The sequence below is a fragment of the Stenotrophomonas sp. 116085_Sma genome (genome assembly GCF_056479585.1).
This window is the reverse complement of sequence record NZ_CM151057.1, coordinates 1,647,252-1,658,654: the sequence shown is the minus strand read 5'-3', so window position 1 is coordinate 1,658,654 and position 11,403 is coordinate 1,647,252. Positions and strand designations below refer to the sequence as shown.

General features: G+C 66.0%; 9 protein-coding genes. 3 read left to right on the top strand and 6 right to left on the bottom strand.

Translation table 11 applies throughout. The features are described 5' to 3' along the window. Positions 1-2: 2 nt before the first annotated feature. From ACZK0Z_RS07700 to ACZK0Z_RS07680, 5 genes are all read right to left on the bottom strand, one after another. Entirely contained in the window at positions 3-1,607 is a 1,605-nt protein-coding gene (locus ACZK0Z_RS07700) for a glucoamylase family protein (protein ID WP_049430595.1), read from the bottom strand. Positions 1,608-1,856: 249 nt separating this feature from the next. Continuing rightward, positions 1,857-4,913: a TonB-dependent receptor gene (locus ACZK0Z_RS07695; protein ID WP_049430593.1), complete on the bottom strand. Its 3,057-nt coding sequence runs from the start codon at positions 4,911-4,913 to the stop codon at positions 1,857-1,859. 76 nt (positions 4,914-4,989) lie between these two features. Further along, positions 4,990-6,027 (bottom strand): LacI family DNA-binding transcriptional regulator, encoded by a 1,038-nt coding sequence (locus ACZK0Z_RS07690; protein ID WP_012480808.1) that lies wholly within the window; start codon positions 6,025-6,027, stop codon positions 4,990-4,992. Positions 6,028-6,176: 149 nt separating this feature from the next. Beyond that, positions 6,177-6,428, bottom strand: coding sequence for a BolA family protein (locus tag ACZK0Z_RS07685; protein ID WP_197632419.1), 252 nt, complete (start codon positions 6,426-6,428; stop codon positions 6,177-6,179). Between the two features lie 20 nt (positions 6,429-6,448). Next, entirely contained in the window at positions 6,449-6,748 is a 300-nt protein-coding gene (locus ACZK0Z_RS07680; RefSeq protein ID WP_049430587.1) for a YciI family protein, read from the bottom strand. A gap of 374 nt (positions 6,749-7,122) precedes the next feature. Here ACZK0Z_RS07680 and ACZK0Z_RS07675 point away from each other — a divergent pair, with 374 nt between their 5' ends. From ACZK0Z_RS07675 to ACZK0Z_RS07665, 3 genes are read left to right on the top strand one after another with little or no spacing between them, the layout of a single operon-like run. After that, positions 7,123-8,028 (top strand): segregation and condensation protein A, encoded by a 906-nt coding sequence (locus ACZK0Z_RS07675; protein ID WP_049430585.1) that lies wholly within the window; start codon positions 7,123-7,125, stop codon positions 8,026-8,028. 13 nt (positions 8,029-8,041) lie between these two features. Then, positions 8,042-8,917: an SMC-Scp complex subunit ScpB gene (gene scpB / locus ACZK0Z_RS07670; protein ID WP_197620229.1), complete on the top strand. Its 876-nt coding sequence runs from the start codon at positions 8,042-8,044 to the stop codon at positions 8,915-8,917. Then, positions 8,910-10,547, top strand: a complete 1,638-nt coding sequence (locus ACZK0Z_RS07665; protein WP_197620228.1) for a pseudouridine synthase — start codon at positions 8,910-8,912, stop codon at positions 10,545-10,547. The genes scpB and ACZK0Z_RS07665 overlap by 8 nt, the downstream gene beginning before the upstream one ends. A 50-nt stretch (positions 10,548-10,597) precedes the next feature. On the opposite strand, the gene ACZK0Z_RS07660 is transcribed toward ACZK0Z_RS07665, so the two are convergent. Then, positions 10,598-11,371, bottom strand: coding sequence for an AraC family transcriptional regulator (locus ACZK0Z_RS07660; protein ID WP_197620227.1), 774 nt, complete (start codon positions 11,369-11,371; stop codon positions 10,598-10,600). Positions 11,372-11,403 lie beyond the last annotated feature (32 nt).

Below are 11,403 nucleotides of genomic sequence, written 5' to 3'. Positions count from 1 at the left end.
GGTTACTTGCCCTGGCCTGTGGTGCGGTTGGCATTGTTCTTCTGTTCCTGCGCGGCAGCCGCGCGTGATTCGGCGATACCCACCGCGCGTGCCGCCGCGGCCTTTTCGTCTTTCTGCAGTTCCAGCGGCTGGAACGACCCCTCCGGCGCCAGCCAGCCACCACTGAATCCGGCCCGCTCCAACCCCTTGCGGATGTACGGGTTCTTCTTCATCACTTCCCAGACGAAGTCGTTGCGGTAGTTGGCGATCATGGTCAGGATCGGGCCCTGGTCGATGGCGATGTAGTCGCTGGCGACCCAGCCGCGATCAGGCACCACGCGGCCGGTCTTGATCGGGATGTCGTAGTTGAAGCTGGGGTTGAACGAATCCAGGAAGCCGTAGCTGGAATAGATGTAGTCGCCGTATCGCTTGTGCATCTCCAGCGTGGCCGGGATCACCTGTTCCGGCGCGAACACCACCGACGCGATCGCGGCAGTCGGCGCGATGGTGCCGTCATCGAAGTTCTCGCGCAGGCCGGCGCCGCGCGAAGAGTAATGGCGGAACTGGCGCTGCTCGCCACGATACTCCTGCGTGGTGTTCTGCGGGCCATCGCTGGCGGTCAGGCCCCACACGTTCTCGCCGTAATCCTTCCACTGCATCGGGTTGGCGATGGCGTATTCGCGCTGGGCCAGCGCGGCCGAGCGGCTGTTGAGGAAGTAGGTGCTGCCGCGCTCGCGCATGTACGCGTCCTGGATGTCGCGGAAGTCGATCCAGACGTGGCTGTACTGGTGGCCGAACAGCGGGCCGAAGGACAGGTATTCCTGGCCCTGGTAGACACCCCAGTCGTTGTCATAGGTACGCGTCCAGACCGTCCACGCGTCCGGGCTGACCGGGTGCGTCGGCGACCCCAGGGCGAGGATGTAGACCATCATCGCCTCGTTGTAGCCCATCCAGTCATGGTCGATGAAGCCACTCTCGGGGAACCAGCCCATCGAGATCAGCGGCGCACGCTGCTGCAGCCAGGGCCAGTCGACCTTCTTGTACAGGGTGTCGGCGATCTGGCGGATCTCCTTCTCGCGCGGATCGTCTCCGTCGTAGTACGACTGCGCGAACAGCACGCCCATCATCAGCAGCGCCGTATCCACCGAGGACAGTTCGACCCAGCTGTCGTAGCGACGACCTTCCTGCATGTCCAGGAAGTGGTAGTAGAAACCCTTGTAGCCGGCCTTGCCGGTACGCTGCGGGCCCATCGGCACGTCGCGGAAGAACTTCAGCGTGGTCAGGGTGCGGTCGATCGCCTGGTTGCGGCTGACCCAGCCGTTCTCGATGCCGATCGGATAGGCAGTCAGTGCGAACCCAACCGAGGCGATGCTGGCGAACGGCCGCGACGGATAGCGGTCCGGGGTCAGCCCGTTGATCTCGTTGGTGGTGTCCCAGAAGAACTGGAAGGTGCGGCGCTCGATGTCATCGAACAGCGGCGGCAGCTCAGGTTTCATCGGCCGCGGTGGTGCGTCGGCCTCGATCAGGATCACCGGTGGGCGCGGCTTGGCAGGCTCCTGCTGGGCCGGCTGGCAGGCGGCCACGGCCAGGCTCAACGCTGCGGCGGACAACAGATGGCGTGCCTGCATGGCGCGGTTCCTCCGGTGGTCTGATCGATGGGAAAGCATAACGTCCAATGATCTGAAATCGTTTACAAGGTGCGTTCTTAAAAAACCACGAACATCGTGGCCTGACACCGCGATCATTGCCCACGCCGCTGCCCCCTGGCCGGCAGCGGCGTGGGCAATGGACCGGCACGGAGCCGGCCATTGCCGTTTTCACGTGATCGATGCCGCCGGCGAACCGGCGGCATCTGGGTCGTGCATCTACATCCGGGCTTAGAAGCGGAAGCCCACTTCGGCCTTGACCTGGCGCGGCGTACCGACGATGTCGCCGGTCTCGTTGTAGCTCGCGGTCAACTTGCCATTCTTGTAGTAGTTGTAGTTCGAGAAATTGTCGAAGTTGAACACGTTGATGATGTCGATACGCGCATACAGCTCGGTATCGCCCGGCATCTTGAACGTCTTCGTCGCCTGCAGGTCGACCGAGCGATAACCGAAGATCTTGCCACCCAGCAGGAACTTGCCGTTGCCACCCGGAACCGCCGCCATCGGGGTCGGCAGGTCGAAGCCATTGGCCTGCGGCACGCCGTACCAGTCGTTGATCGCGGTCGGGGTGGCCAGGGTGATCTTGCCACCGAAGGTGATGCCCCAGAAGCCCGCATACGAACCGGTCACCACCAGGCGGTGACGCGGCGCGCCGTTGGAGCGGATGGTCGGGTAGTCACCGATCACGCCACGGTCGAACGCGTAGTGCTCGTTGATGTCACGGTTGTGGCGGGCGGTGGTCCAGGTATAGGCGATGGAGGTGCCCCAGCCGCTTTCCTGGGTGAACGGCTTCTGCGCCGACAACAGGATCTGGGTCGCACGGGTCTTGATGCCCTGCTGGCCGATGATCAGGCTGCCGAAGCCCGGCACGTTGCAGCTCCACGCCTGGCTCAGGCCGGCCTCGGTGCCACCGCACAGGCGCGGGTCATCGAAGAAGTTGCCGGTCGGGTAGCGGTTACCCAGGGTGAAGGCAAAGCCATCGTAGGTCAGCGTGCGCGCGATGGTGGCGTCGGTCAGCCAGTCACCGATCTGGTTGCTCATGCCCAGGCTGAACTGGTCAGCGTAGGGCACCTTGAGATTGTTGTTCAGCAGGTCGACTTCCAGGCCGGCGTTGCTGGTCGAACCGACCAGACTCTGCAGGTTGCCGATACCGTTGAGCAGGTTCGGATTCCAGTCATAGCAGGCGGCGTTGCCCTGGAAGCACTGGCCGGTGGCTGGGTTGCGGAAGTAGATGGTCGGCTGCGGCAGGGCCAGCTTGGTGGTTTCCAGCTGCAGGTAGTCGAACAGGTCACGGTCGTAGGAACGGCCGGCACCACCGTGGATCACGTGCTGCTCGTCGGCATTGATGTCATACGAGAAACCCAGGCGCGGCTGCCAGGCATTCTTGAATGCCTTGCGGTTGTGGCCGTTGCTGATGTAATCGTTGATGTTCAGGCCGCTCAGCGCCAGCGTGTCGGCGTAGCTCTGGCCAGCGGCGGCACGCGGATCCTGCGCGAACAGCGCATTGACCACTTCCGGCGGGGTCACGAAGTCCAGATAGGACGGGTTCTTCTCGTAGTCCCAACGCAGGCCGAGGTTCAGCTGCAGGTGGTCGTTGACCTGCCAATCGTCCTGGATGAACAGGCCGATCTGCTTGACCTTCGAACGCACTTCACCCGACACGCCGGACACGCCGGTGACCGGCTTCACGAACTGCGCCTTGTACGGGATGCTGTCAGGGAAGGCCGGGTTGTCGATGGTGTAATAGAACTGCGGATTGATCTGCGCCGCATCGGAGGCGTACAGGTCGATCTGCTTGTACTTGGCGCCCATCTTGATGGTGTGGTCGCCAGCCCACTCGATACCGTCCAGGGTCAGGTTGTCTTCGATCGACCAGCCCTTCTGGCCCTTTACCTGCGACGACATCGCCGAGGAACCACCGATCGAGACGATGGCGCGCTCCTCGCTCTTGCCGTCCGGCGCGGTGTAGTTGAAACCGTTGCCCATGCTCAGCGGCTTGGGATTGTTGAACGAATCCTCGTGGGTCACCATCAGCTCGTTGTAGTAACGCTCACCGCTGTGGTTCCAGCGCAGCGCGTAACGACGGTCGGTGTTCTTGGTTTCCTTGCCGTGCATCGGCGCGGTCTGGTCCGAGAACTGCTGCTGGGTTTCATCGCGGTCCTGGAAGGTCAGTTCCAGGCGATCGTTGTCGGTCGGCTCGAAGTCGACCTTGGCGAAGATCAGGTCCTGCTGGAACGGCTGGCTGGCAGGGCCCAGGCCGGCCTGGGCATCAGCCGGGACGCGGTTGGCCTTGTTGGTCACCGCACCATGCGGTGCGATGGTCACCGGCAGATCGAAGCGCTTGGCTTCATAGGTCACGAAGAAGTGGGCCTTGTCCTTGACGATCGGGCCGCCCAGGGCGAAGCCGTATTCCTTCTCGGCAGAATCCTCCTTGCCCTTGCCCGGCTGACGCTCGGCCGGGGTCATCGCGCGCATGCTGTCGTTGGTATAACGGTAGAAGGTTTCACCCTTGAACTCGTTGGTACCCGACTTGGTCGCGGCCGTGACCGCTGCACTGGACACCTGGCCGTACTCGGCCTTGTAGTTGCCGGTGATGACCTTGTACTCGCCGATGGCCAGCTGCGGGAACGGGTTACCGGCACTGCCGGACTGGCCGGCCACGCCGCCGCCCTTGACGTAGCTCTTCTGGCCCACACCGTCGATGTAGACGTTGGTGCCGTCGGAGTTGGTGGCACCGCCGCGCAGCGAGGTGTTGCCCTTGGCGTCGCGGGTGAAGATCATGCCCGGCACCGCGTCAGCGAACTCCAGGAAGTTGCGCGAGACCTGCGGGGTGGTCTGGATCTGCTGCAGGCTGACGGTCTTGCCGACTTCGGACGTGCGCACTTCCTGCAGCAGGGTCGGCGCGACGACGTTGACAGTGTCCAGGTTGGTCGCCGCGGTCGAACCCGGCGTGCTGCTGGCGGCACCGGCAAAGTTCAGGGTGGCGGTCGAAGCCACGGTGACGGTGACCTTCTGCGACTGGCCGTTGGCGACCACGTCGTAGGTGCCCGGGTCCAGGCCCATCAGCGAGTAGCTGCCATCGGCACGGACGGTGCCGCGACGGACGGTACCAGTGGCCACGTTGGTGGCGGTGACTTCAGAGCCAGCCTGGGCGCCGGCAACCTGGCCGCGCAGGCTGGCGTTGGCCGACTGCGCCATGACGTTCGGAGCAGCGGCCAGCATCAGGCAGCTGACCAGTGCGGTGCTCAGCAGCCGGCGCGCCGGCGTGCGGAAGGTGGTATGCATCATCAACTCAATCTCCGGGTGGCGGTGACCGCTCGCGCGGTCCCTGCGATCAATCAAAAAAGAAGGAACGCCTCTGGCTTCAACGGCCCGATGGCGGAGTGGTGGAATCGCGAACTATCAAGCGGGGAACCAGGGTCTGCTTGTCCCCTGTCCCATCCGTGGAGGTGCCGTCCATCAACTGCATCAGGCGCGTCATGGCCCGATCGCCGAGCTCGGCGATGCTGACCTGCATGGTGGTCAGCGACGGGTGGACGAAACGCGCCAGTGGAATGTCATCGAAACCCGCCAGGGCGACATCGGACGGCACATGGACCCCTGCCTGCGTGAAGGCATACAGGCACCCCAGGGCCATCATGTCGTTGGCGGCAAACACGGCATCGGGCAGCGCTCCGGCTGCCAGCAACTCCTGACCGGCGCGATGGCCGGAAGCTTCGTCGAAATCACCGGGCAGCTCGATGCCTTCGGCGTCACTGCCGAAAGCCGCCAGCGCGTCACGGAAGCCGCGCAGGCGCTCGCGCGCGTCGAAGTTGAGGTCCGGGCCAGAAATGAAAGCGATGCGGCGGTGACCGGCATCGAGCAGATGGCGGGTCATCGCCATCGCACCGGCATGGTCATCGATGCTCAGCACCGGGTGGTCCTGCCCGGGCAGATAGGTGTTGATCAGCACCGTCGGCAACGACTGCGGCAGGTTGTCGGTCAGGAAGCCGGGGCTCTCGGCATAGGGCGAAAGCACCAGCAGGCCGTCGACGCGGCCGCGCATGGCACGCAGGGCCGCGCCCTGCTGTTCCTGGTCACCGTGGTAGCTGGACACCAGCAGGTGCTGGCGGCGGTTGCGGGCGACGTTGTCGATGCCGCGCATCAGCTCGGAGAAGAATTCGCCGTACAGGTCAGGCAGCACCACGCCCACCGTATTGGTGCGGCGGCTGCTCAGGCTGCGGGCGGCGGCGTGCGGGGTGTAACGCAGCCGTGCGGCCACCTCCAGCACAAGCTGGCGGACCGGTTCGGCGACATTTTCATGCCCGTTGAGCGCGCGGGAAACCGTGGCCACGGAGACCCGGGCTTCGCGTGCGACGTCTTTGATTGTGATAGCTGCCTTGTTCACGAAGCCGCCCTCCACGGCTTGGACCTACCAGCATTGGCGCGGAATGTAAGCGTTTCCATCTGGGCTTGTAAACAGTCCGTTAGGCGAATGTCCTGAAATGGACACGGAAATCTGTCTGTGGCAGGCCCGCAGAGGGACCCGCCAGGACAGCGTGGGACAAGGGCTCAGCCCTGTTCTGACGGGGTCAATGCGCGAATGGACAGCGCGTGGATGTCGGTCTCCATCATCACCCCCAGCGCGGCATAGACAGCGCGATGCCGGGCCAGCGGACCCAGTCCCGCGAAGCGTTCGCTGACGATATGCAGGTTGAAGTGACCGCGGCCATCCCTCGCACCCGCGTGGCCGGCATGCCGATGGCTGTCGTCTTCGATTTCCAGCACGCTGGGGGCCAGCGCCTGTTGCAGTGCGTCACGCATCCGCTCGATCCGCTCCGCGTTCACGGCAGGACCTTGCGGAACGGACGCACCTGTACATGGGTGTAGACGCCCGCGGCGACGTAAGGGTCGGCATCGGCCCAGGCCTGGGCCTGCACGACCGACTCGAACTGCGCGATCACCACCGAACCACTGAAACCGGCCGGGCCCGGGTCCTCGCTGTCCACTGCCGGGCACGGCCCGGCCAGCAGCAGGCGGCCTTCGTCGCGCAGCGCGTGCAGGCGCGCCAGGTGTTCCGGCCGCGCCTGCAGCCGCTGCGCCAGCACATCCTGGCCGTCATAGCCTTCAATCACATACCACACGGCATTTCCTCGCTTGCGTTGTCGGGTGCGCAGATTCTAGCCAATGCGGCCCCCGCGCCGGCCCGGCTGGACACTGGCGCGACAAAGGCTTACCCTAGGCTCCATTGCACGTGGCTGGATGCAGCAGCCCGTCGGTTTTTGCGGCCAACGCAGCCCCCGACGACCGTCCCGCTGCTTCAAACCGGCCCACCTGGCCGGGCCACGTAGACGACCTCCCCGTAGTTCCGTCGCTGCCGTTTCCTGCGGCGCGTCCTGCTGTTTGATATGTGTGGAATCGCGCCGATCCCGGCGTGTCTGGTGCCCTGGGGCTCCGTGGCCCTGGCCCGGCGAACCCGGTGCCGCGACTGGTCCGTTGCAATCCTGATGTCCATTAGATGACTTCCGAACTCGCGCTCGACGCGAACCCGCCAACCCGGCCGCCCGCCCCCCAGCAGCAGGAAATGCCGCTGGCCGTGGTGCATGGGCAACCGGTCCTGCAGATTCCGCAGGACCTGTACATTCCCCCGGATGCGCTGGAAGTCATCCTGGATGCCTTCGAAGGCCCGCTGGACCTGCTGCTGTACCTGATCCGCCGCCAGAACCTGGACGTACTGGACATTCCCGTGGCCGAGATCACCCGGCAGTACGTGGAATACATCACCGTGATGCGCGAGCTGCGCTTCGAGCTGGCCGCCGAGTACCTGGTGATGGCCGCGATCCTGGCCGAAGTGAAGTCACGCATGCTGCTGCCGCGCCCGGTCAGCGAAGACGGCGATGAGGCCGATCCGCGCGCCGAGCTGGTGCGCCGGCTGCAGGAGTACGAACGCTTCAAGCAGGCTGCCGAGGACATCGACGCCCTGCCCCGCCAGGACCGCGACACCAGCGTGGCCCATGCCTTCATGCCCGACCGCGCTGCGGTGAAGCTGCCGCCACCGGTCGACCTGAAGGAAATGCTGCTGGCCCTGCACGACGTGCTCAAGCGCGCCGAGCTGTTCAGCGGCCACGCCATCAAGCGCGAGGCGCTGAGTGTGCGCCAGCGCATGGGCGACGTACTGGGTCGTCTGGAAGACGGCAAGTTCTATCGTTTTGAAGGGCTGTTCACTGCTGAAGAAGGCAAGCTGGGCGTGCTGGTCACGTTCCTGGCGGTGCTGGAACTGGCCAAGGAACAGCTACTGGACATCGTCCAGGAAGAACCGCTGGCGCCGATCTACGTGAAGTCCCTGGCCGCCGGCAACACCAATGCCCCGCTGCAGTTCAGCAGCGAGTTCGACGACAACGACGCCGCCAACGAGAACGAGTGAGCGCTGACTGCCGATGGACCAAACGCTGATCAACCGCATTGTCGAGGGCGCCCTGCTGGCCTCCAGCCAGCCGCTCACCCTGGCCCAGCTGAAAGACCTGTTCCCGGAAGAGGAGCCGGCACCGCCGGGCAGCATCGAACGTGCGCTTGAGCGCCTGCGCGAAGCCTGCGAAGGCCGTGGCGTGGAACTGGTCGAGGTCGCCTCCGGCTTCCGCTACCAGGTGACCGGCGAAGTGCATGGCTGGATCAGCCGGCTGTGGACCGAACGCAAGACCCGCTACACCCGTGCCACCCTGGAAACCCTGGCGCTGATTGCCTACCGGCAGCCGATCACCCGTGGCGAGATCGAGCAGGTGCGCGGCGTGGCGGTCAGCAGCAACATCATCCAGGCGCTGGAAGAACGCGAGTGGATCCGCGTGGTCGGTCACCGCGATGTGCCCGGCAAGCCGGCGCTGTTCGGCACCACCAAGGGCTTCCTGGACTACTTCGGCCTGAAGCGCCTGGACGAGCTGCCGCCGCTGTCGGAACTGAAGGACCTGGGCGAGCTGGAACCGCAGCTGGCCCTGGACCGTGATGCACCGGCCGCCGCCAGTGCCGACGGTCCAGACATTTCGGCTCGCGCCGATGGCGCTGCCGCGAACGATGACACCGGCCTGGCCGGCAGCGACACCCCCGATTCCGCCGATGCAGCGTCTGCGTCGGCTTCCGATGAGCAAGCACCTTCGCCCCTCGATGATGGGCACCCCGATTCCGCGCCGGGCGAGCGCGCGGTGACCCTGAACGAACGCGAAGACAACGCCGTCGCGATGACGACCGTGGCTGTTGACCAAGCCGATTCCGAACCAGAGGCCGACCTCGAAACCGTCGGCCGGAGCAAAACTGATGAGTGACACCCCCCGTAACAAGCTCTCGCTCAAGCGTGAAGCCACATCCGAACAGTTCAAGCTGGAAGAGCGCCTGCACAAGGTGCTGGCCCAGGCTGGCCTGGGTTCGCGCCGCGCGCTGGAACAGCGCATCGCCGAAGGCCTGGTCAAGGTCAACGGTGAAGTCGCGCAGACCGGCATGTCGGTCAAGAGCGGCGACAAGATCGAGCTGGATGGCCGCGGCTTCGTCGCCACCGCCCTGGCCGAACCGTCGCGCGTGCTGGTCTACAACAAGCCGGAAGGCGAAGTGACCACCCGCGAAGACCCCGAAGGCCGCCCGACCGTGTTCGAGTCGCTGCCGCCGCTGAAGGGCGCGCGCTGGATCGCGATCGGCCGCCTGGACATCAACACCACCGGCCTGCTGCTGGCCACCACCGACGGTGAACTGGCCAACGCCATGATGCACCCGTCGTTCGAGGTCGAGCGCGAGTACGTGGTGCGCGTGCGTGCCCCGGAAGGCGAGGAGAAGGTCTCCGACGCCATCGTCGACCGCCTCGCCCGCGGCGTGGCGCTGGAAGACGGCCCGGCCAAGTTCGACGAGATCGAACGCATCGGCGGTACCGATTCACACGACTGGTTCCGCGTCGTGGTGAAGGAAGGCCGCAACCGCGAAGTGCGCCGCCTGTGGGAATCGCAGGGCTGCCAGGTCAGCCGCCTGAAGCGCACCCGCTACGGCAAGGTGAGCCTGCCGCGCGAACTGGCCCGTGGCCATTCGGTGGAACTGGGCACCACCCAGGTGGAAGCCCTGCGTGCGCAGCTGAAGCTGGAAGAAGGCGCGCCGTCGGCGCTGACCCTGCAGCCGGTGATCGGCCAGCGCCGCGCCGCCAAGACCACCGTGCGCGTGCGCGAAGGTGGCCGTGGCAATGCCTACGTCAATGGCCACAACACGGCCGATGAAGGCCGCGAGCTGCGTCGTTTCGACAACGTCCGCGAAGACCGCGGCCGTGGTCGCGGCGGCAAGGGCGGCGGCTTCAAGGGCGGCCTGACCGTCAGCGGTGAAGCGGCGGCCAAGCAGTCGCAGAAACCGTTCAAGCAGCGCGCACCAAAGAACGACCGCTCGCTGCCGGAAGGCAACCCGGCCGCGTTCCGCACCTGGTACGTGCCGGACGGCGTGAGCACCGGCCCGAGCGGCCATCGCAACGCCGGTCCGGGCGCACGTGGCCCGGGTGCCCGTGGTCCGGGCGCGGGCGGCCAGGGCCGTCCGTACGGCAAGCCGAAGGGTCCGGGCGCTGGCGCCGGTGGCGGCCAGGGCCGTGGCGGTTTTGGCGGTGAAGGCCGTGGCGGCGCAGGCGGCCAGGGCCGTCCGGCCGGTAGCGGCAACCGCTCGCAGGGCCAGGGCAACAAGCACCCGTACGGCCATCCGGGCAACGCCCCGAGCTTCCCGTCCGACCACGCCACCCCGGGCTTCAACCCGTATGGCAGCCCCAAGCCGGCACACGGCGCCCGTCCGGGCGGTCGCGGTCCGGGCGGTGGCAACAACCGTGGCCCGGGCGGCAATCGCGGCCCCGGCGGTCCGGGTGGCAACCGTGGCCCGGGTGGCCCCGGCGGCAACCGCGGTCCGGGCGGCCCGCGCCGCAGCGGCCCGCGCGGCGGCTGATCGCTGGCACGCATGAAATGAAAAACCCCGGCGCAGGCCGGGGTTTTTCTTTAAAGAGCGTGGCGCTGGAAGGCGGCAGGTGTGGTGCCGGTCATGCTGCGGAAGAAGGCGATGAACGGACTCTCGGCGGAGAAGCCAGTGTCCTGCGCCACATGCGCGACGCGATGGCCGAGCAGCAGCAACTCCATGGCCCGCATCAGTCGCCATTGCTGGCGCCAGGCCTGATAGCCCATGCCGGTATCGCGTTGCATCAACCGGCCGACCGTGCGCACGCTCAGGCCCGCACGCGCGGCGAGCTCGCCCAGTTCGGGCGGCAACTGCTCGGCCAGCGGCAGGCAACGTGCGATCCGTGGATCACGCGGCAGAGGCAGGTCCATCGGCGCCACCGGTGCAGCAGCGATCTCCAGCACGCACAGCGCCAGTTGATGGTGCGCGTGCGGTGCCCGCCAGTCATGGTCGAACGGTGCCTGCGCGATCGGTTCCAGCAAGGCCTGCAGCAGCGGCCCCACGCCGATGATCGCCGGCTGCCGGGGCAGCTGGGCCGACAGGGTGGCGTTGAAGTACAACGAACGGTAGTCGACCGCCTGGCGCATCTGCGCGCGATGGCGCAGCCCGCCCGGAATCCACGCCGCGCGGGCGGGTGGTAGCAGGCTAATGCGATCACCGTAGGTGAGGCGCGTACAGCCCTGCCGGGTGTACAGCAATTGCGCACGTGCATGCTGGTGCCAACCCGAGTCGTGATCTGCCAATGAGGCCGCGATCCCCAGCACTGGAGCGCTCCAGGCATCGGCGTCGAAATACGCGTCCGGTTGCAACCAGGCCATGTCCGATTTCATACATTCAATGACAGGATAGA

Excerpts from the sequence above, each read along its gene's own strand:
- ACZK0Z_RS07700 (WP_049430595.1), bottom strand. The coding sequence starts at position 1,607 with ATGCAGGCACGCCATCTGTTGTCCGCCGCAGCGTTGAGCCTGGCCGTG.
- ACZK0Z_RS07695 (WP_049430593.1), bottom strand. The coding sequence starts at position 4,913 with ATGATGCATACCACCTTCCGCACGCCGGCGCGCCGGCTGCTGAGCACC.
- ACZK0Z_RS07685 (WP_197632419.1), bottom strand. The coding sequence starts at position 6,428 with ATGCGTGACGCACTGCAACAGGCGCTGGCCCCCAGCGTGCTGGAAATC.
- ACZK0Z_RS07675 (WP_049430585.1), top strand. The coding sequence starts at position 7,123 with ATGACTTCCGAACTCGCGCTCGACGCGAACCCGCCAACCCGGCCGCCC.
- scpB (WP_197620229.1), top strand. The coding sequence starts at position 8,042 with ATGGACCAAACGCTGATCAACCGCATTGTCGAGGGCGCCCTGCTGGCC.
- ACZK0Z_RS07665 (WP_197620228.1), top strand. The coding sequence starts at position 8,910 with ATGAGTGACACCCCCCGTAACAAGCTCTCGCTCAAGCGTGAAGCCACA.
- ACZK0Z_RS07660 (WP_197620227.1), bottom strand. The coding sequence starts at position 11,371 with ATGGCCTGGTTGCAACCGGACGCGTATTTCGACGCCGATGCCTGGAGC.